At 71.4% G+C, this 20,229-nt stretch carries 19 protein-coding genes; 9 read left to right on the top strand and 10 right to left on the bottom strand.

Going from position 1 to position 20,229, the window contains the following annotated elements; genetic code table 11:
* Positions 1–2 precede the first annotated feature (2 nt).
* Positions 3–1,169 carry a site-2 protease family protein gene (locus YWY_RS0100820; RefSeq protein ID WP_425426096.1) on the bottom strand — a complete coding sequence of 389 codons (1,167 nt, stop codon included), beginning with the start codon at positions 1,167–1,169 and terminating at the stop codon, positions 3–5.
* Positions 1,170–1,400: 231 nt separating this feature from the next.
* Between YWY_RS0100820 and YWY_RS0100825 the strand changes: the two genes are divergently transcribed.
* From YWY_RS0100825 to YWY_RS0100835, 3 genes are all read left to right on the top strand, one after another.
* Positions 1,401–2,303: a RecB family exonuclease gene (locus tag YWY_RS0100825; protein WP_038044213.1), complete on the top strand. Its 903-nt coding sequence runs from the start codon at positions 1,401–1,403 to the stop codon at positions 2,301–2,303.
* A 112-nt stretch (positions 2,304–2,415) separates the two neighbouring features.
* Complete coding sequence (locus tag YWY_RS0100830; protein WP_028846066.1) at positions 2,416–3,342, top strand: ParA family protein; 927 nt, start codon at positions 2,416–2,418, stop codon at positions 3,340–3,342.
* A gap of 112 nt (positions 3,343–3,454) precedes the next feature.
* Positions 3,455–4,123: an O-methyltransferase gene (locus YWY_RS0100835; protein WP_028846067.1), complete on the top strand. Its 669-nt coding sequence runs from the start codon at positions 3,455–3,457 to the stop codon at positions 4,121–4,123.
* Positions 4,124–4,240: 117 nt separating this feature from the next.
* On the opposite strand, the gene hisG is transcribed toward YWY_RS0100835, so the two are convergent.
* From hisG to YWY_RS19555, 3 genes are all read right to left on the bottom strand, one after another.
* The gene (hisG, locus tag YWY_RS0100840) at positions 4,241–5,095 is read right to left on the bottom strand and encodes an ATP phosphoribosyltransferase (RefSeq protein WP_028846068.1); all 855 of its coding nucleotides are present in this window, start codon (positions 5,093–5,095) and stop codon (positions 4,241–4,243) included.
* A 9-nt stretch (positions 5,096–5,104) separates the two neighbouring features.
* Entirely contained in the window at positions 5,105–5,368 is a 264-nt protein-coding gene (locus YWY_RS0100845) for a phosphoribosyl-ATP diphosphatase (protein WP_028846069.1), read from the bottom strand.
* 86 nt (positions 5,369–5,454) lie between these two features.
* Positions 5,455–6,174 (bottom strand): HAD family hydrolase, encoded by a 720-nt coding sequence (locus tag YWY_RS19555; RefSeq protein ID WP_051309519.1) that lies wholly within the window; start codon positions 6,172–6,174, stop codon positions 5,455–5,457.
* A 29-nt stretch (positions 6,175–6,203) separates the two neighbouring features.
* Here YWY_RS19555 and YWY_RS0100855 point away from each other — a divergent pair, with 29 nt between their 5' ends.
* Positions 6,204–6,986, top strand: coding sequence for a thioesterase family protein (locus YWY_RS0100855; protein ID WP_038044214.1), 783 nt, complete (start codon positions 6,204–6,206; stop codon positions 6,984–6,986).
* Positions 6,987–7,027: 41 nt separating this feature from the next.
* Here YWY_RS0100855 and metH read toward each other — a convergent pair whose 3' ends face one another.
* Positions 7,028–10,573 (bottom strand): methionine synthase, encoded by a 3,546-nt coding sequence (gene metH, locus YWY_RS0100860; protein WP_028846071.1) that lies wholly within the window; start codon positions 10,571–10,573, stop codon positions 7,028–7,030.
* A gap of 50 nt (positions 10,574–10,623) precedes the next feature.
* On the opposite strand from metH, the gene YWY_RS0100865 reads away from it, so the two are divergent.
* Together YWY_RS0100865 and YWY_RS0100870 are read left to right on the top strand one after the other, a co-directional pair.
* Complete coding sequence (locus YWY_RS0100865) at positions 10,624–11,499, top strand: PAC2 family protein (protein WP_028846072.1); 876 nt, start codon at positions 10,624–10,626, stop codon at positions 11,497–11,499.
* 3 nt (positions 11,500–11,502) lie between these two features.
* Positions 11,503–12,744: a GDSL-type esterase/lipase family protein gene (locus YWY_RS0100870; protein ID WP_038044215.1), complete on the top strand. Its 1,242-nt coding sequence runs from the start codon at positions 11,503–11,505 to the stop codon at positions 12,742–12,744.
* A 6-nt stretch (positions 12,745–12,750) separates the two neighbouring features.
* Here YWY_RS0100870 and mshC read toward each other — a convergent pair whose 3' ends face one another.
* Positions 12,751–13,989, bottom strand: coding sequence for a cysteine--1-D-myo-inosityl 2-amino-2-deoxy-alpha-D-glucopyranoside ligase (gene mshC, locus YWY_RS0100875; protein ID WP_028846074.1), 1,239 nt, complete (start codon positions 13,987–13,989; stop codon positions 12,751–12,753).
* A 111-nt stretch (positions 13,990–14,100) separates the two neighbouring features.
* Positions 14,101–14,703: a TetR/AcrR family transcriptional regulator gene (locus tag YWY_RS0100880; protein WP_028846075.1), complete on the bottom strand. Its 603-nt coding sequence runs from the start codon at positions 14,701–14,703 to the stop codon at positions 14,101–14,103.
* A gap of 219 nt (positions 14,704–14,922) precedes the next feature.
* Between YWY_RS0100880 and YWY_RS0100885 the strand changes: the two genes are divergently transcribed.
* The 3 genes from YWY_RS0100885 to YWY_RS0100895 all read left to right on the top strand — a co-directional run bounded on the left by YWY_RS0100885 (position 14,923) and on the right by YWY_RS0100895 (position 17,277).
* Positions 14,923–16,125 (top strand): S8 family serine peptidase, encoded by a 1,203-nt coding sequence (locus tag YWY_RS0100885; RefSeq protein WP_028846076.1) that lies wholly within the window; start codon positions 14,923–14,925, stop codon positions 16,123–16,125.
* A gap of 56 nt (positions 16,126–16,181) precedes the next feature.
* Complete coding sequence (locus tag YWY_RS0100890; protein WP_038044283.1) at positions 16,182–16,424, top strand: hypothetical protein; 243 nt, start codon at positions 16,182–16,184, stop codon at positions 16,422–16,424.
* Between the two features lie 67 nt (positions 16,425–16,491).
* Complete coding sequence (locus YWY_RS0100895) at positions 16,492–17,277, top strand: hypothetical protein (protein WP_028846078.1); 786 nt, start codon at positions 16,492–16,494, stop codon at positions 17,275–17,277.
* A gap of 239 nt (positions 17,278–17,516) precedes the next feature.
* Here YWY_RS0100895 and YWY_RS0100900 read toward each other — a convergent pair whose 3' ends face one another.
* From YWY_RS0100900 to fabG, 3 genes are all read right to left on the bottom strand, one after another.
* Positions 17,517–18,542, bottom strand: a complete 1,026-nt coding sequence (locus YWY_RS0100900; protein ID WP_028846079.1) for a ferrochelatase — start codon at positions 18,540–18,542, stop codon at positions 17,517–17,519.
* A 119-nt stretch (positions 18,543–18,661) separates the two neighbouring features.
* On the bottom strand, positions 18,662–19,432 hold the full coding sequence (gene fabI / locus YWY_RS0100905; protein WP_028846080.1) for an enoyl-ACP reductase FabI: 771 nt from the start codon (positions 19,430–19,432) through the stop codon (positions 18,662–18,664).
* 24 nt (positions 19,433–19,456) lie between these two features.
* Positions 19,457–20,161: a 3-oxoacyl-ACP reductase FabG gene (gene fabG / locus YWY_RS0100910; RefSeq protein WP_028846081.1), complete on the bottom strand. Its 705-nt coding sequence runs from the start codon at positions 20,159–20,161 to the stop codon at positions 19,457–19,459.
* Positions 20,162–20,229 lie beyond the last annotated feature (68 nt).

A 20,229-nucleotide genomic window follows, 5' to 3' on the forward strand; every position in this document is an offset into this window, starting at 1 on the left:
CGTCAGGCGCCCCGATCGGCCAGCATGGCGGCACGCACGTCCTCGCGCCGGAGGACGCCCACCGGCCTGCCGTCGTCGTCCACCACCAGGAACTGCACCGCCGGGGTCTCGCGCACCCGTGCGGCGATCTCGTCACCCGGCTCGGAGACGAGCAGCACCGATTCCGGGCGGACCGGCTCGGCCGCCAGCTCGGCGGGTGCGTTCGGCGTCTCCTCGGCCAGCCTGCGTGCGGCCGAGCCGTCGAGCAGGCCGGCGGCCACCCCGTCGGCCCGGACCAGCACCACGCCTCGTCCGGCCGACGCTTCCCACGCGGCCGACACCGGGCTTTCCGCGGGCAGCTGCAGCACCGGACGCATCACCTTGCGCACGTCCAGCTCGGCCGGCCACTGCCGCCGCTGCTGCTCGCCGACGAGCTCGGCATGCGCCCCGGTGACCACGAACCAGCCGGTGATCACGCTCACCGCGAGGCGCAGCCACCGGTCCTGGCTGCCCTCCATCAGCCCCCAGACCGCCCAGCCGGCCAGCACCACGGTGACCAGCCACCCGCCCACGACGGCCGCCCTGGTTCCGATGGCACGGCGCCCGGTCAGCGCCCACACCCCGGCACGCAGCATCCGTCCGCCGTCCAGCGGCAGCCCGGGCAGCACGTTGAACACCGCGACGGCCAGGTTGGCCACCGCGCATTGCGCCACCAGCAGCCAGCTCGCCCCCGGCGGCACCACGAGCAGCAACAGCCCGAACCCGCCCGCCAGGATCAGCGAGACCACCGGGCCGGCCGCCGCGACCAGGCCTTCCTCCCTCGGCTTGCGCGGCGTGCGCACCACCTCGGACAAACCACCGAGCAGATACAGCTTCAGGCGGCGAACCGGCATGCCGAGCCGGACCGCCACCAGGGTGTGCCCCAGCTCGTGGGCCAGTACCGACACCCCGAGCAGCACCGCGAACGAGGCAGCCAGGGCCAGGGACAGCCCCGCACCGGCACCGGGCAGCAGGCGCTCGACCAGCGGCGCATACAGCAGGACGACCACCAGCGAGCCCACCCACCAGGACGGCGCCAGGAACACCGGCACGCCGGTGACCGAGAACAACCGCAGCCCTTCGCCGGGTTCGGCGGGCACAGCCGGCCGCACGCCGTAGGGCGTGCCGGGTGGTGTCCGCTGCGGTGCCATGTTCCGAGCTTAGATCGCTCGGTGTGGGGCCGGGGTGAACGCGCGAACCCGGCGAATTCCCCACCGCTCGGCCCGTCGGCCACGCCCGGCCGGCCCGGGCGAATTCCCACCGCTCGGCCCGCCCGCCACGCCCGGCCGGTCCCCAGCAGGCTCCGGTCGCTCCCGCCACGAGCCGGCAACGGATCCGTGTCGGGGCGCCACTTCGTCGGCGCCCTGCCCTATGGTCGTCGCATGATCACCGCCACGGACTCGGCAGAGCCCGCCCGCGCTGGGACGCCGGAGGCGGCAGGCACCGTCCGCCGGCCCGCCCTGTCCCCGTCCCGGGCAGGCGACTTCAAGCAGTGCCCGCTGCTGTACCGGTTCCGGGTGGTGGACAAGCTGCCGGAACGGCCGACCCCGGCGCAGGTCCGCGGCACCCTGGTGCACACGGTGCTGGAGCGGCTGTTCTCGCTGCCCGCCGCCGAGCGGGTGCCCGAGCGCGCCAAGGCGCTGCTGGTGCCCGCATGGGAAAAGCTCGCCGCCGAGCAGCCCGAACTGGCACGGGTGTTCCACGAGGACGAGGTCACTCCGGAGACCGCGTGGCTGGAGTCGGCCGGCAAGCTGATCGACACCTATTTCCGGCTGGAGGATCCGCGGCGGCTGGAGCCGGAGGCGTGTGAGCTGCGGGTCGAGGTGGAGATCGGCGACGGCCTGCTGCTCCGCGGGTTCGTCGACCGGCTGGACGTGGCACCGACCGGCGACCTGCGGGTGGTGGACTACAAGACCGGTGCCGCGCCGCGGGCGGTCGGCGAGATGCGGGCGCTGTTCCAGATGAAGTTCTACGCCGTGGCGCTGTGGCGGCTGCGCGGTGTGGTGCCCCGCCAGCTGAAGCTGATCTACCTGAAGGACGGCGAAGCGCTCGCCTACTCCCCCGACGAGGCGGAGCTGGTGCGGTTCGAGCGGACCCTGGGCGCGATCTGGCGCGCGATCCTGCGCGCGGGCGAGACCGGCGACTTCCGCCCGTCGAAGAGCAAGCTGTGCGACTGGTGCGACCACAAGGCGCACTGCCCGGCCTTCGGCGGAACCCCGCCTGCCTACCCGGGCTGGCCCGCGCTCGACCTCGGCACCGAGACGGCGCTCGATCGCGCCGACTGACCGGCCTGGCTGGATCACCCACGCGCGCACGTGATCAACTAGCGTCGTTAACCTCAGCTGTGAGCGGGTCAGCACGTGCTGTCACCGTGAGGGAGAGCGGACGAACGTGACGATGCAAGTCACCTCGGTGGTCAACCAGAAGGGCGGGGTCGGCAAGACGGCACTGTCGGTGGGCGTCGCCGCCGCGCTGGCCGAGCAGGGCCGCCGAGTGCTGTTGATCGATCTGGATCCCCAGGGACACGCCACCACCGAGTTCCTCGGCCTGCCTGAGGTCCCGCCAGGACGGCCGTGCCTGCCGATGGCGCTGACCAAGATGTGGAAGGGGCCGATCTCCGAGCTCGCCGTCCCCCACCAGCGCAGCAACATCGGCCCCGGCGGGTGCTTCCACGTGGTGCCCACCGCGCGGGCGATGTTCGACCTCATCCGGCGGCAGCACCGGCTGCGGGTCGCCCCGTGGGAGCTGGCCAGGGTCCTGCAGTTCGCCGACTACCAGCACGTGATCATCGACTGCCCGCCCGCGCTGGACCTGCTCACCAACAACGCGCTGGCGGCGACCGACGGCGTCCTGGTGCCGGTGCAGCCGGACCGCACCAGCATCCGGGCGGTGCGGCTGCTCACCGAGCAGGTGCGGCACCTGGAGCAGCGCATCGACCGCCCGCCGATCGAGTACTTCGGGCTGGTGCCCGGGCTGTACCGCAGGCCGCTGAGCGCCTACTCGGAAGCCGTGCTGCGGGCCTTCCAGGGCGTCGGCATGCCGATCCTGGCGCACGTTCCGATGGGCGTGGTGGTGAACGAGGCGGCCGAGCGGGGCATGCCCGTGACCACCTACGCGCCGCAGAGCCCGCAGGCGGTCGCCATGCGGCAGATCGCTCGCGTGGTCGATTCGCACCTGGCCAGGCGGGTGCACCGGCGGCAGGTCCCCAGCCGTGAGTTCGACTTCGAGGACTTCATCACCGAAGTCGCCGGTCAGCGGCGCCGTCAGGACGCCGAGCAACGGAACAACCTCTACGACATGATGCCCAAGCGCACTCGGCGCTGACCCACCGAGCCCTGGCGCGCGACGTCGTCATCGTGCACCGCAGCCCGCCGGAGGCGCACTTCATCCGGAAGGACCACCGCTGGACGGCCGCATCCGGCAGTAGGGTCCAAGCATGGCGCCGCGACCCACGCTGAACATCACGCCGCAGCTGCACGACTACGTCCTCGCACACAGCAATCAGCCGGACGACGTGCAGCGGTCGCTCATCGAGGAAACGGCACGCGCGACCGGCAATGCGGCCACCATGCAGGTCTCGGTCGATCAGGGCGTGTTCCTCACCTTGCTGGCGCGCGTGATGTCCGCGCGCTACGCGGTCGAAGTCGGGACGTTCACCGGGTATTCGTCGCTAGCGATCGCCCGCGGGCTCGTCGACGGCGGGCGGATGCTGTGCTGCGACGTCAGCGAGGAGTGGACGGCCATCGCCCGCAAGCACTGGGAGCTGGCCGGGGTGTCCGACCGCATCGAGCTGCGGATCGCCCCGGCCAGGCAGACGCTCGCGTCGCTGCCCAGGGCCCCGATCATCGACCTGGCCTTCATCGACGCGGACAAGGAGTCCTACATCGACTACTGGGAGGAGCTGGTCCCGCGTATGCGCCGCGGCGGCGTGGTGCTGGCGGACAACACGCTGTGGAGCGGGCGGGTCGTGCCGGGAGCGGACCCGGACGGCAACCCGATGACCGAGCACATCGCCGCGTTCAACGCCCATGTCGCGGCCGATACGCGGGTGGACGTGGTGCTGCTGACCGTGGCCGACGGGCTCACCATGGCGGTGAAGAAGTAGCCGGCGACGCCGCCCGCAGGCACGGCCCGCTCGCCGGCCTTCGATGCGCTGCAGGACCAGGCCGAACGCGGCCCCGGTGGCCAGCGCGGACGCGACCGGCCGCCCCAGCAGGGCGCCTCACAACCGGCAGGAGCGGATGTCCGACGCCAGGATCGCCTTGGCGCCGACCTCGGCGAGCGCGTCCATGATCTGGTTGACCTCGCGGCGGGCGACCATGGCGCGCACCGCCACCCAGTTCTCGTCGGCCAGCGGGGACATCGTGGGCGACTCCAGCCCCGGCGTGATGGCCGTGGCGGCGTCGAGCTTGTCGCGCGGGCAGTTGTAGTCGAGCATCAGGTACTGCTGCGCGAACACCACGCCCTGCACCCGCGCGGTGAGCTGGTCCTTCGCTTTGTCGTATTCCGGCCGCCTGCCGTTGGCCCGCTCGATCAGCACCGCCTCCGACACGCAGATCGGCTCGCCGAACGGGGCCAGGTTGTGCTGGCGCAGGGTACGGCCGCTGCCCACCACGTCGGCGATGGCGTCGGCGACGCCGAGCTGGATGGAGATCTCCACCGCCCCGTCCAGCCGGATGATGTCCGCCTCGATGCCGCGCTTGGCCAGATCGCCCGCCACCAGCCGCGGGTAGGACGTGGCGATGCGCTTGCCGTGCAGGTCGGAGACCTCCCAGTCGCGGCCCGCGGTGGTGGCGTAGCGGAACGTCGAGCCGCCGAAGCCCAGCGCCAGCCGCTCCACCACCGGCGCACCCGAGTCCAGCGCCAGGTCCCGGCCGGTGATGCCCAGGTCGAGCTCGCCGGATCCGACGTAGATCGGGATGTCCTTGGGCCGCAGGAAGAAGAACTCCACGTCGTTGGCCTGGTCGAGCACCGTCAGGTCGCGCGGCTCATGGCGTTGCCGGTACCCCGCCTCGGCAAGCATCTCGGATGCGGCGCCGGCCAGCGCGCCCTTGTTGGGCACGGCGACTCTCAGCATGGTTCTCCCCTACAGGTACCGGTAGACGTCGTCGAGGGTCAGGCCGCGGGAGAGCATGAGCACCTGCACGCGGTACAGCAGCTGCGAGATCTCCTCGGCCAGCGCCTCGTCGGATTCGTGCTCGGCGGCCAGCCAGACCTCGCCCGCTTCTTCGAGGACCTTCTTGCCCTGCTCGTGCACGCCGGCGTCCAGTGCCCGCACCGTCCCGGAATCCGGCGGCCGGGTACGGGCCTTTTCGGTCAGCTCGGCGAACAGTTCGTCGAAGGTCTTCACGGACGCCAATCCTCGCACTCCGCCCGGTCGCCCGCGTGCGCGGGCCACGCCGCGGCGTCGGGCGTCACACTCACGCGGCGGTGCCGTCACGCGGTTCGGCAAGCCCGGTCGCCGTCGCCCTCCCGCGTACGGCGGACCAGGGCGAAGGCGTCGCCGAGATGCCGCGGCCGCAGCCCGACGAGGGTCTCCAGCATCAGCATCGACGGCCCCGGCTCCACCGGAACGTCGTTCGGCACCACGATCACCCCGCAGCCTGCCGCCTGCGCGGCGGCGCTGCCCACCGGGGAATCCTCGATCGCCACGCAGCGGCTCGGCGCCACGCCCAGCAGCTCGGCCGCGCGCAGATACGGACGCGGATGCGGTTTGTTGAGCCCGTCGACCTCGTCCCCGGCCACGGTGGTGTCGAACCAGTGCCTGCCGATGTGGTCCAGCGCGCGCTCGGCCAGCGGCCGCACCGTGGAGGTGACCAGCGCCGTGGGCAGCCCGGTCTCGCGCACCATGCGCAGCGCCTCCTCGGCGCCAGGGCGCCACGGGACGTCGCCGGCGAACAGCTCGTGCATCCGGGCCTCGAGCCAGGCATTCGCCTCGGCGTAGGCGTCGTCGGTCAGCTCGAGGCCGAGGTCGTCGAACAGCAGGCGCATGGTCCGTCTGCTGTTGGAACCCACGATCGCCGCCCGGGTCTCCGCCGACAGCGTGCCGCCGAGCCGTCCGGCCAGCTCGGCGAGAGCGATCTCCCACAATTTCTCCGTGTCGACGAGGGTGCCGTCCATGTCCCACAACACCGCGTCGGGCAGCTCGAAGTCCATCACGCTCCTTTCGCTGGCAGACTAGCCGCGTGAGCGACGAGGCCTTTTACCAGCAGCTGGACGATGAGACCTACGCCTCCACCGAGCACACCAACGGCCCGTGGGGCCCGGGCATGCAGCACCTCGGGCCGCCGTCGGCCCTGCTGACCAGGGCGCTGGAGGGCGTGCCGGGCGGCGACGACCGCTCGATCGCCCGCGTGACGGTGGAGATCCTGGGCCCGGTTCCCGTCGCCGAGCTGCACGTCACGGCACGGCTGGTGCGGCCGGGACGGTCGGTGGAGATGCTGGAGGCGGACATGACCGCGGCCGGTCGCACCGTCGCCCAGGCCAGGGCGTGGCGGATCATCCACAGCGACACCACCTCGGTGCTCAGCACGCACGCCGACCGGCTGCCCGGGCCGGAGAACGCGCACGAGTTCGGGCGCCCGGAGGGCTGGCACCCCGGCTACATCGACGCGATGGAGTGGCACTCGGTCAAGGGTGGCCTGGGTGAGCCCGGCCCGGCCACGGTGTGGGTTCGGCAGCGCATCCCGCTGGTGCGCGGGGAGGAGCCCACGCCGTTGCAGCGGCTGATGACCGTGGCCGACTCCGGCAACGGCGTCTCCGGCCGACTGGACCCGAATCGCTGGTGGTTCATCAACACCGAGCTCACCGTGCACGTCGTCCGGCCACCGCAGGGCGAGTGGATCGGGCTGGACGCCGCCACCACGATCGGCCCGCACGGGGTCGGGTGCGCCAACTCCGTGCTGCACGACCTGGAGGGACCGGTCGGCACCGGTGCCCAGGCACTGATGGTGCGCGAGCGCTCCTGACCCGCCCGCCGGGCGCACCGGCCGGCCGCCGTGCGCCCGCGTCACGTGTTGAAGTACTTCGCCTCCGGGTGGTGGCAGACGATCGCGTCGGTGGACTGCTCCGGGTGCAGCTGGAACTCCTCGGAGAGCTTGACGCCGATCCGTTCCGGCTCCAGCAGCCGGACGATCTTGGCCCGGTCCTCCAGGTTGGGGCAGGCGCCGTAGCCGAGGGAGAAGCGCGCACCGCGGTAGCCGAGCCGGAAGAACTCCTCGACGTCCTCCGGGTCTTCGTCGGCCACCGTCGCCCCGGAGGAGAACCGCAGCTCCTGCCGGACCCGGCAGTGCCAGTACTCCGCCAGCGCCTCGGTCAGCTGCACGCCGAGGCCGTGCACCTCCAGGTAGTCGCGGTAGGCGTTGGCGGAGAACAGCTCGGCGGCGTAGTCGGCGATCGGCTGGCCCATGGTGACCAGGGTCAGCGGCAGCACGTCCACCTCGCCGGGCGCGGCCAGCTCTCGTGGCCGGTAGAAGTCGGCAAGGCACAGCCGCCGGTCGCGCGCCTGCCGCGGGAACGTGAAGCGCAGCAGCTCGTCGGCGTCCTGCCGCGGCTCGCTGAGCACCACTACGTCGTCACCTTCGGCCAGGCACGGGAAGTACCCGTAGACGACCGCGGCGTGCGCCAGGACGCCGTCCGCGGTGAGCCGGTCCAGCCAGTAGCGCAGCCGGGGACGCCCCTCGGTCTCCACCAGCTCCTCGTAAGTAGGACCGTTGCCGCCGCGGGCCCCGCGCAGGCCCCATTGGCCCATGAACGTGGCCCGTTCGTCGATCATCGACGCGTACTCGTTGAGCGGGATGCCCTTGACCACGCGGGTGCCCCAGAACGGCGGAGTGGGCAGCGGCACGTCGGTCGCCACGTCCGAACGGGCCGGTAGCTCCTCCGGCGGCTGCTGCGCGGTCTGGGCCTTGCGCTTGGCAGCGATCCGCAACGACCGCTCGCGGCGTGCCTTGCGCTCGGCGCGCTTGGCCTGTTCCGCCTCGTCGATCAGCGGGCTCTCGCCGCGCTTGGCGGCCATGATGGCGTCCATCAGCCGCAGGCCCTCGAACGCGTCGCGGGCGTAGCGGACCTCGCCCAGGTACAACTCGTCGAGGTCGTTCTCCACGTACGAGCGGGTCAGCGCCGCACCGCCGAGCAGCACCGGCCAGCGGGCGCTCACCCCGCGCCGGTTCATCTCCTCCAGGTTCTCCTTCATCACCACGGTGGACTTCACCAGCAGCCCGGACATCCCGATCACGTCGGCGTCGGTCTGCTCGGCGGCCTCCAGGATGGCCGAGATCGGCTGCTTGATGCCCAGGTTGACGACCTCGTAGCCGTTGTTGGACAGGATGATGTCCACCAGGTTCTTGCCGATGTCGTGCACGTCGCCCTTGACCGTGGCCAGCACGATCTTGCCCTTGCCCGCCGCGTCGGACTTCTCCATGTGCGGCTCCAGGTAGGCCACCGCCGCCTTCATCACCTCGGCCGACTGCAGCACGAACGGCAGCTGCATCTGGCCGGAGCCGAACAGCTCGCCCACCGTCTTCATGCCGGCCAGCAGCGTCTCGTTGATGATGGCCAGCGCGGGCTTCTCGCGCAGCGCGGCGTCCAGGTCCTCCTCCAGGCCGTTGCGCTCGCCGTCCACGATGCGCCGTTCCAGCCGCTCGAACAGCGGCAGCCGGGCCAGCTCCGCCGCCCGGGACTCCCGTCCCGCCGCCGCGGACACGCCCTCGAACAGCTGCATCAGCTTCTGCAGCGGGTCGTAGCCCTCCCGGCGCCGGTCGTAGATCAGGTCGAGCGCGACCTCGCGCTGCTCGTCCGGGATCTTGTTCATCGGCAGGATCTTGGAGGCGTGCACGATCGCCGTGTCCAGGCCCGCCTGCACGCACTCGTGCAGGAACACCGAGTTGAGCACCTGCCGCGCCGCCGGGTTCAACCCGAACGAGACGTTCGAGATGCCCAGCGTGGTCTGCACGTCGGGATGGCGGCGCTTGATCTCCCTGATCGCCTCGATGGTCTCCAGCGCGTCACGCCGGGACTCCTCCTGCCCGGTGGCAATGGTGAACGTCAGGGTGTCGACGATGATGTCCGACTTGGCCAGCCCCCACTTGCCGGTGATGTCGGCGATCAGCCGTTCGGCCACCTCGACCTTGCGCTGCGCGGTGCGGGCCTGGCCCTCCTCGTCGATGGTCAGCGCCACGACCGCCGCGCCGTGCTCGGCTGCCAGGTCCATCACCTTGGCGAAGCGGGAGTCCGGGCCGTCTCCGTCCTCGTAGTTGACCGAGTTGATCGCGCACCGGCCGCCCAGCCGCTCCAGCCCGGTGCGCAGCACGTCCACCTCGGTGGAGTCGAGCATGATCGGCAGCGTGGACGCGGTGGCGAACCGGCCGGCCAGTTCGGCCATGTCGGCGCAGCCGTCCCTGCCCACGTAGTCCACGCACAGGTCGAGGACGTGAGCGCCGTCGCGGGTCTGCTCGCGGGCGATCTCCACGCAGTCGCCGTACCGGCCGTCCAGCATGGCCTCGCGGAACTTCTTCGAGCCGTTGGCGTTGGTCCGCTCGCCGATCATCAGCACGCTGGCGTCCTGCGCGAACGGCACCGCCTGGTACAGCGACGACAGCCCCGGCTCCGGCCGCGGCCTGCGCGGGGCCGGGGTGAGGTCCTTGGCCGCTTCCACCAGCAGCCGGATGTGCTCGGCCGTGGTGCCGCAACAGCCGCCGATCAGCTGCACGCCGTAGTCGGTGACGAACGTGCTCAGCGCCTCGGCCAGCTCGTCCGGAGTGAGCGGATACACCGCGCCGTCCGGCCCCAGCTCCGGCAGCCCGGCGTTGGGCATCACCGACAGCGGGATGCGCGCCTGCTGCGACAGCTGCCGCAGATGCTCGCTCATCTCGGCGGGCCCGGTGGCGCAGTTGAGCCCGATGACGTCGATGCCCATCGGCTCCAGTGCGGCCAGCGCCGCGCCGACCTCGGTGCCGAGCAGCATGGTGCCGGTCGTCTCCACGGTGATCGACGCCAGCAGCGGCACGGTCCTGCCGGTGGCCTTCATCGCTCTGCGGGCGCCGATCAGCGCCGCCTTGGCCTGCAGGATGTCCTGGCAGGTCTCCACCAGCACGGCGTCCACGCCGCCGTCGAGCAATCCGCGGACCTGGTCGTAGTAGGCGTCCCGGAGCCTGGCGAACGGGGCGTGCCCCAGCGTGGGCAGCTTGGTGCCGGGACCGACCGACCCGAGCACGAACCGCGGGCGGCCGGGGGCGCTGTACTCGTCGGCGACTTCCCTGGCCAGCGCCGCCCCGCGCTCGGCGAGCTGGTAGATCCGGTCCGTGACGCCGTACTCGGCGAGGTTGGCGTAGTTCGCCCCGAACGTGTTGGTCTCGATCGCGTCCGCGCCCGCTTCGAGGTAGCCGCGGTGGATGCCACGCACCACGTCCGGGCGGGTGACGTTCAGGATCTCGTTGCAGCCTTCCAGTCCGGCGAAGTCGTCCAGCGACAGATCGTGCGCCTGCAGCGCCGTCCCCATGGCACCGTCGGCGACGACGACCCGGGTGGCGAGCGTTTCCAGCAACGAGGAAGACATACGCTCAGCGTACGGTCTCGCGGCTGGCGTTGGAGTCGTACGCTAGGCAGGTGACTGATGCCGATCCACGACCCGAGCAACCCGCAGCCGACCCCGCGCTGACCGGCCCGGTGCTGATCGCGGCGTTCGAGGGCTGGAACGACGCTGGTGAAGCGGCCAGTGCCGGTATCGAGCACCTGCATCGGTGCTGGCAGGCCACCAAGGTCGCGGAGCTCGACCCGGACGACTACTACGACTTCCAGGTCACCCGGCCCACTGTCCACATGGTGGACGGGGTGACCCGCCGGGTGGAATGGCCGACCACCACGCTGTCGATCTGCCGCCCACCGGGCAGCGCCGACGACGTCGTGCTGGTGTGCGGCCCGGAACCCAACATGCGCTGGCGGAAGTTCTGCGACGAGCTGCTCGAGCACGCCGACCGCCTGGGGGTGGAGTCCGTGGTCACGCTGGGCGCGCTGCTGGCGGACACCGCCCACACCCGTCCGGTCCCGGTGACCGGCACGGCGTACGACCTGGACGCGGCCAAGCGATTCGGCATCGCGCACAGCAAGTACGAAGGACCGACCGGCATCACCGGGGTGTTCCAGGACGCCTGCGTGCAGGCGGGCATCCCGGCGATCTCGGTGTGGGCCGCGGTACCGCACTACGTCTCGCACGCCCCCTCGCCCAAGGCGACGCTGGCGCTGCTGCGCAAGCTCGAGGACATCCTCGACCGGGAGATCCCGCTGGGCGACCTGCCCGAGCAGGCGGACGAGTGGCAGCGCACGGTGACCGAGCTGGCCGAGGACGACGAGGAAGTCATCGAGTACGTCCGCACGCTGGAGGAGCGGGACGACGCGGAGCTGGACCTGTCGCAGATGACCGGGGAACAGATCGCGGCCGACATCGAGCGGTACTTGCGCCGCCGCCGGCCGGGCTCCCGGTGAGCGGTGCGGCGCGCGAGCCGGCTGCTCGCCGTCGTCGCCGGCGTGCTCGTCCTGGCATCGTCGGCGGCTCCCGCGCCACCGGTGGAATCGGCTGACGACGCCGCTCACCCACCGCTGGGCGCCGGGGACCAGCGGCACTGGGTGGGTGCATGGGCGACGGCGCCGGTCCGCGAGCTGCAGCTCGCGCATCTGCTCGTCCGCGACCAGTCGTACCGGATGATCGCCCGGTTGACGCTGGGCGGATCCCGCCTCCGAGTGCGGCTGTCCAACCTGTACGGATCCGGCCCGGTCACCTTCGGCCACGTGCGTGTCGCGCGGCGCATGACCGGGGCGGCGGTCGCCCCCGCCACCGACCGCGTCGTGCGTTTCGCGGGACGGGCGCAGATCACCGTCCCAGCAGGGCGAGGGGTGGTCAGTGACCCGGTCGATCTGCCGGTGCGGGCGGGAACCGAAGTGGCCGTGTCGTTGCACGTGGTCTCGGGCGTGGCGACCAGGCATCCGCTGGCATTCGTGACCAACTACCTCAGCCCACCCGGTTCCGGCGACGTCACCACGGACGCCCGGGGCGCGCAGTTCACCCGCCAGGTGTCGAGCACCTACTTCCTGACCGGCATCGACGTGTGGGCGCCGCACTCCCGTGGGGCGGTCGTCGCGCTCGGTGACTCCATCACCGACGGGTCGTCGTCGACACCCGGCACTCACGGGCGCTGGCCGGACGTTCTCGCCCGCCGGCTGGCAAGTCACGACGTCGGTGTGCTCAACGCCGGAATCTCGGCCAATGCCGTGACGGCGATCGGCAGCAGGCCGGGTGGTGGCGATCCGGCGACGATGCGGTTCGAGCGTGACGTGCTCGGCCAGCCGGGCGTGCGTGCGCTCGTCTTGCTGGAGGGGACCAACGACTTGGCGGCCGGCGCGTCGGCGGAGGACGTCATCGACGGACTTCGGCTCATCGCCCGACGCGCTCGACGCGCCGGATTGACCGTCGTCGGTGCGACCATCTTGCCGCGCGCATGCGGCGGCTTGTGGTCTCCGGCCGCGGAGAAGCACCGGCGGGCGGTCGACGACTGGCTGCGAGTGGCACCGGACTTCGACGCGGTCGCGGATCTGGACGCGGTGATGCGTGACCCGTCACGACCGGCATGCCTGGATCCCCGGTACGACTCCGGCGACGGGCTTCACCCCAATCAAGCGGGCATGTGGCGCATCGCGAGGGCCATGCCGGCCGACGTGCTCATCGGGAGCTGACGGCGATCACAGCTGCACGCCGAGCAGCGCGTCGACCGCGTCGCGCACCAGGCGCGGCGCCTCGGTGTCGGTGCCCGAGCGGTTCAGCGCCGCCGACGCCCAGGCGTCGATCACGTCCAGGGCACGCGGCGTGTCGAGGTCGTCGGCCAGCCGGTCCCGCAGGCGCGCCACGGTCTCCTCGGCGGGCGGTCCGGCAGGCAGCGACACCGCCTCCCGCCAGCGAGCCAGCCGCGCCTCCGCCTGTTCCAGCAGCTGCTGGGTCCACGAGCGGTCGCTGCGGTAGTGCCCGGCGAACAGGGCCAGCCGCAGCGCGGCCGGGTCCACCCCTTGCGACCGCAGCTTGGACACGAACACCAGGTTGCCCTTGGACTTGGACATCTTCTCGCCGTCCAGGCCGATCATGCCGGTGTGGACGTAGAACCTGGCGAACGGGTAGTCCCCGGACAGGGCTTCGGCGTGTGCGGCACTGAACTCGTGGTGCGGGAAGATCAGGTCCGACCCGCCCCCCTGCACGTCGAACCCGCTGCCCAGGCGTTCCAGCGCGATGACACTGCACTCGACGTGCCAGCCGGGCCTGCCCTCCCCCAGCGGTGACGGCCAGGAGGGCTCACCGTCCCGCGCCATCCGCCACAGCAGCGCGTCCAGCGGGTGCCGCTTGCCGGGACGGTCGGGGTCACCACCGCGCTCGGCCGCCAGCCGGAGCATCGTGGCTTCGTCGTAGTTGGACTCGTACCCGAACCGGCCGGTCGCGGTGTGATCGAAGTACACGTCCGGGTACTCGGGGTCGTCGATGCGATAGGCGGCGCCACTGGCGAGCAGCTTCTCCACCGCCTCGGCGATCGTCGGGATGGACTCGACCGCGCCGACGTAGTGCTGTGGCGGCAGGACCCGCAGCGCCTCCATGTCCTCCCGGAACAGCGCCGTTTCGCACATGGCCAGCACGGTCCAGTCCTGCTGATCCCGCGCGGCGCGTTCCAGCAGCGGGTCGTCGACGTCGGTGACGTTCTGCACGTACTCGACCTCGTGGCCGGCGTCCAGCCAGAGCCGGTGGACGAGGTCGAAGGCCAGGTAGGTGGCCGCGTGACCAAGATGGGTCGCGTCATACGGCGTGATTCCGCAGACGTACATCCGCGCGACACGACCCGGCGCCGTGGGGCGCACCGAGCCGCTCGCCGTGTCGTACAGCCGCAGCGGGCGTGGCTGTCCAGGAACTCGCGGCACCGCGGTCGAAGCCCATGTCTGCATGACCCCGAGCGTATCCGTCCGCCGGGTTCGTCCGCCGCAATCACCGACGGACGGTTCTGTGACCCTCACTATTCGAGGCCGCTCCCCCAGCAGGCCCGCGTGCCGCAGGCGTCATTCGTCGCGCGGATGCTTCCCGGCGGTCGAGCGGGCCCAGATCATGTCGAGGCCGGCCACCAGCTCGTCGCCGCTCGGTGTTCGCGACGGGTCGAGCAGCCACTGTACGGCCAGCCCGTCGCAGACCGCGATGACGAAGCTGGCCACCGCCTCGACCCTGGGATCGTCCGGCGGCACGTCACCACCCAGCTCCTCGGCCACCAGCCGGGCGACGTGCCTGCGTGTCCTGCGGTAGTGCCCGGCCAGCTGCTCACGCAGCTCAGGGGTGCGCTCGGCCTGGGTGAACGCTTCCAGGAAGGACACCAGCAGTGCGCGCTTCTCGTCCAGCGTCTCCAGGAACGCGGACCAGGTCACATGCGCCCGCTCCACGGGATTGCGCACTTCGGCGTGCAGCGCGATCTCGGTCAGCTGCTCGGCCCACTCGCGGTAGATCTCCCCGATCGCCTCGTTGAGCAGGCCGGCCTTCGACCCGAAGTGGTACCCGATCGACGCCAGGTTGGTGTTGGAGGCGGCGACCAGGTCCCGCGCGGTGATGTGCGCGTAGCCCTTGTCCTCCAGCAGGCGCCGGGCGGCGGCGAGCAGCTGTTCACGATGTCCCACCTGCCCAGGGTAAACCTCGGCATGAGTGATTCAGCCGTGACCGACGATTACTCTCAGGTGCGGTAAAATCACTATTTGTAGTGATACAGGAACACCGGGAGGGGGCCCGTCAGACGGGTGATGCTGCGCGACCGGACCAGCGGCAGGCGGGTGGTGATCGACTCATCAGGTCCCTGACGGCGCACTGCCGGTGACGCCTGACGACGGGGGTGGCTGGAAATGACGGCAACGGGGCCGGCAATCGGTTCGGCGAGCGAGCCCGGGCGTTACCTGGTGCTCTTCGCCGACGACGCAGTGGAAGACGGCGCACGGACCATGACGTCCGTCGCGGGAATCAGGACGATGCGCGGCGCGGAGTACACCGCCCAGGCGCACGTGGAGACCGACACCGACGTCGACGGGGTGCTGTGGGAGGACCTCGGTGTCGCGGTGGTGAGCGCGGCCAGCGATCAGATCAGCGCCTTGGGCGAGGTCACCGGGTCGCTTGGCCCGATCACGATGGTGGAGCCGGAGCGAGCGGTCTATGCGCTGGCGCTGACGGCGCCGCATCCTCCCACCAGAACCGTCACGGAGGAGTCCTACACGTGGGGCCTGCGTGCGGTGCGCGCGGACGTCAGCACGGTGACCGGTGCAGGTGTGCGGGTGTGCGTGCTGGACACCGGGTTCGACATCGACCACCCGGACTTCGCCGATCGCATGATCGTCGCCAAGTCCTTCGTCGACGGAGAGGACACCACGGACGTCCACGGGCACGGCACGCATGTCACCGGCACGGTGTGCGGGCCGCGACAACCTGCCGACTATCCGGCTTACGGCGTGGCGCCCGGCGCCGAGATCTACGTCGGAAAAGTGCTGGACAACAGCGGTGCAGGCACCGACGGGAGCATCCTGGCCGGAATCGCGTGGGCGTTGCAGAACGGCTGCGCGGTGGTGTCGATGTCGCTCGGCGCCCCGGTGCGGCCCGGCCAGCCGTACTCGGTGACGTTCGAGCGAGCGGCACGGCGCGCGTTGGACAAAGGCACGCTGATCGTCGCCGCGGCGGGCAACGACAGCAAGCGCACCAGCGGGTTGATCGCGCCGGTCAGCCACCCGGCGAACTGCCCGTCGATCATGGCGGTCGGCGCGATCGACGCCGAGCTGGCGGTGGCGGACTTCTCCAGCGGCACCGTCGAGCGGACCGGCGCGGTGGACGTCGTCGCGCCCGGCGTCGACGTGTTGTCCGCCTGGCCGATGCCGCAACGGGTGAACACGATCAGCGGCACGAGCATGGCGACGCCGCACGTGACCGGCGTGGCCGCGCTGCTGGCCGAGAAGTACCACTGTGCCGGATGGGCGCTTTGGGCCCGATTGACCCAGTCCGCAATGCGATTACCATTGCCTTCGACCGATGTTGGGGCGGGCTTGGTCCAGGCGCCCGGCTAGCGCGCCGGATGCGGCACCCGGCCGCTGCCCGTCGTTCCAGCAGTCCGGAGGTGGTGGTGGCCGCGCAGCAGCAGGTCCTGATCTCGGTCGACACCGACGTTCCCGAACAGATCAGCGACATCGCCACCCGCCTCGCCGCGGCAGGGCTCGACGTGTCCGCGGTCCACGACACGATCTCCGTCATCACCGGAACGGCGGACGAGGACGTCATCGGGGCGTTGGAGCAGATCCCGGGCGTCGTGGAGATCGAGCGGCAGCGCTCGGTCGGCATCGCGCCCCCCGAGTCCGACGTGCAGTGACCGCCCCGCCACCACACGCCCGGCACCGCCGACGGGCCACCGGCCCGCATCGGTAACGTGGTCAAGCGTGTGCGTAGCGAGTGCGACCCTGGTGGTGTGGTCCTCTGCGTGGCTGGCCGGGCGTGCCGCGTCGGACGACGTCCTGGACGCCATGCAGGTCTGGGCGGCTCGGCACGAGCTGGAGGTCGCCGATCACCAGGCGGCCGACATCACCGGCCTGCCCGCCACACGGACATCCTCACCCGCCGGCCTCCTTCCGGTGCTGCGCACGTTCGGCAGCCCGCCGGCGCTGGTGCTGCCTGCCCCGGGTGATCCGCGTGGGCTCGATGCAGGCGGCCCGTTCACCAAGGAGGCGTTGCGCGCAGGCGAAGCGGTCGTGCTCGCCGACGCGGGCATCGGCCTGGTTCCGCAGGCGACAGCCGAGGACGTCATGCGCTGGCGCGTCCATCGGCTGCTGGCCACCCCGGTCTTCGACCACGTCACGCTGGCGCAGGCCGAGGAAGAGCTGACTGTGGCCGTCCGGGACAGTGCGGCCGAGCTGGCCGCGCTGCAAGTCGCCAACGAGCGGCCCGACGCGCACGAGGCGCTGCGCGCGCATCTGCGTGCTCGCCCTCCGCTGAGCTGGCCCGATGCCATGCCCGGCCGGAGCTTGCGGGTGTTGCAGCAGGCGGACGAAGTCGCGGCGATCCTGGCGCTGGCGGACGCGGACAACCCTGGCGGCGCGCTGTCGGCGAGCGCTGCTGCCATGCGAGCGGCGGCGCTTCGCCGGCCTGCCGCCGCGGTGCGAATGGCCCGTACGGCAGCTATTGCGGAAGCCGTCCGCATCCTGTCCGAGCAGCCGAATCGCCGTTGATCTCCGCGGCCGCTGCGCCAGTGGGGCCGGATGCAGCACGGCCAGGCGTCCGCGCGCCCAGGGGATGCGGATATTCGCGTAGTGCCGGATCCGGCCCTGGCCACAGGCGTCCACGCGCCCAGGGGATGCGGGGGCCCGCTGGCCCGCCCGGCTCGCCCGCGACGCAGGCGTCCGCGCACAGGGGATGCGGTCGGCCTTTACTCGATCGCGCCTGGTTGCGCCGTGCCTGCCAGGTGCCCTCAGGCGTGCGCCTTCGGCCGGGCAGGCGCGCAGCACCCCACCGCGCACGGCTCGCCGTTGACCGTGCATCCCAGCCCGCGGGCGGTGTCCCTGCCCTCCAGGTGCTCCCGGATCAGGTCCACGACCAGTTCGGCGAAGCGCGGATGCTGCCCGGGGGTCGCCGCCCTGGCGAAGCCCATGCCGAGCTCCTTGGCCCGGTCGGCCGCCTCGTTGTCCAGGTCCCAGATCACCTCGAGGTGGTCCGACATGAAGCCGACGGGGCACACCACGACCGCCCGCACACCGGCGGCGTGCAGCGCGTCGATGTGATCGACGATGTCCGGCTCCAGCCACGGCACCGACGGCGGCCCGGAACGGGACTGCCACACCACGTCGTACTCGGACACCCCGACGGCCTCGGCGACCCGCGCTGCCGCTTCGGAGATCTGCCGCGAGTACAGCCCGCCGCCGAGTTCCGGCGGGCCCGCCGCACGGTCCGCCGCGATCGGGACGGAGTGCGCGGTGAACACCAGCCGCGCGTCGTCCGGCACGGTGGCCAGGGCGCTGCGGGTGGCTTCGGCGAACAGTTCGACGAACAACGGGTGGTCGTAGAACTGGCGCAGCTTCACCAGCTCGGGGGCGTCTTCCCCGACCGACGCCCGAGCTCGCACGATGTCCTCGTCGTACTGACGGCACGACGAGTAGCCGCCGTACGCACTGGTGGCGAACACCAGGGCCCGGCGCACCCCGTCGCGGTGCATCGCCGCCACGGCTTCCTCGGCGTACGGGGTCCAGTTCCGGTTGCCGAAGTAGACCGGCAGGTCGATGCCCTGCTTGGCCAGCTCGGCCTCGACGTTGGCGATCGCCGCCCGGTTCAGCTCGTTGATCGGTGAGACACCGCCGAAGTGGTGGTAGTGCTCGGCCACCTCGAGCAACCGCTCCCGCGGCACACCGCGCCCTCGGGTGACGTTCTCCAGGAAGGGCATCACGTCGTCGGGGCCCTCCGGGCCGCCGAAGGACAGCCACAGCAGCGCGTCGAAGTCCATGCCCCGACGGTACTCGACCGGACACGTCCCGCTGCCGGGCACCGACCCCGACGTGACGTGCGCCTACCCGAGCGGTTCCGGGCGCCAGGCGGACTCCCGCCGTCCGCGCCCGGCGCGGCTCACTGCCCGAGCGCGTGCACCCCGCCGTCGACCATGATCATCGAGCCGGTCGTGGCGGGCAGCCAGTCGGACAGCAGCGCCACGATCGTCTTGGCCACCGGCGTCGGGTCGGAGCTGTCCCAGCCCAGCGGAGCGCGGTCGCCCCAGCCGGACTCCAGCTCGGAGAAGCCGGGGATCGACTTGGCCGCCATCGTCTTCACCGGCCCGGCGGCGATCAGGTTCGCGCGCACCCCGCGCGGTCCCAGCTCCCTGGCCAGGTAGCGGTTCACCGACTCCAGCGCCGCCTTGGCCACGCCCATCCAGTTGTAGGCGGGCCAGGCCACCCGCGCGTCGAAGTCCATGCCCAGCACCGAGGCACCGGGAGCCAGCAGCGGCGCGACCGCCTTGACCAGCGAGGCGTACGAGTACGCGGAGATCTGCAGCGCCGGGCCGACGTCCTCCCACGGGGCGTCCAGGAACGGCGCGCCCAGGCAGGTCTCCGGGTTGGCGTACCCGATCGAGTGCAGCAGGCCGTCCAGCCCGTCGACGTGCTCGCTGACTCGTTCGGCGAGGGTGTCCAGGTGTTCCTGGTTGGTCACGTCCAGCTCGATCACCGGGGCCGCCTGCGGCAACCGCTGGGCGATCCGCTCCACCAGGCGCAGCCGCCCGTACCCGGTGAGCACCACCTTCGCGCCCTGCTCCTGCGCGACCTTGGCCGCATGGAACGCGATGGACGCGTCGGTGATCACCCCGGTGATCAACAGCCGTTTACCCTCGAGAAGTCCTGCCACGTCTCCTGCTCCGTTCTCGCCGCTTCAGTGCCCCATGCCGAGCCCGCCGTCGACCGGCAGCACGGCACCGTTGATGTAGCCCGCTTCCTCCGACGCCAGGAAGGCGACGGCGGCCGCCACCTCCGCGGGTTCGGCGTACCGGCCCGCGGGGATCTGCGCCAGCACGGACTGCTTCTGCTCGTCGGTCAGCACGTCGGTCATGTCCGTCTTGACGAAGCCCGGCGCCACCACGTTCGCGGTGATGTTGCGCGAGCCCAGCTCCCGTGCCAGCGACCGCGCGATCCCCACCAGGCCCGCCTTGCTCGCCGCGTAGTTGACCTGGCCGGCCGAACCGGAGAGCCCGACCACCGACGAGATGAAGATGAACCGCCCCCACTTGGCCCGCAGCATGCCCCGGCTGGCGCGCTTGGCCACCCGGTACGCCCCGGTCAGGTTGGTGTCCACGACCCGGGTGAACTGCTCCTCGGACATGCGCATCAGCAGGGTGTCGTCGGTGATCCCGGCGTTGGCCACCAGGATCTCCACCGGCCCCTGGTGCTCCTCCACCTGCTTGAACGCGGCATCGATCTGCTCAGTGTCGGTCACGTCGGCCTGCACGCCGAACAGCCCCTCCGGGGCACCGGACCCCCGGTGTGTCACCGCCACCCGGTGGCCGGCTTCCGCCAGGCTGCGTGCGATCGCCAAGCCGATCCCCCGGTTGCCTCCGGTGACCAGTACCGAACGTGCCACGTGTGTCTCCTTAAGCCACAGTCTCCTGCCGTGCCGTTACCAGGCAGAGGCTAGCGAGTTACCGATCA

The organism is Thermocrispum agreste DSM 44070, from assembly GCF_000427905.1.
Classification (GTDB): Bacteria; Actinomycetota; Actinomycetes; order Mycobacteriales; family Pseudonocardiaceae; genus Thermocrispum; species Thermocrispum agreste.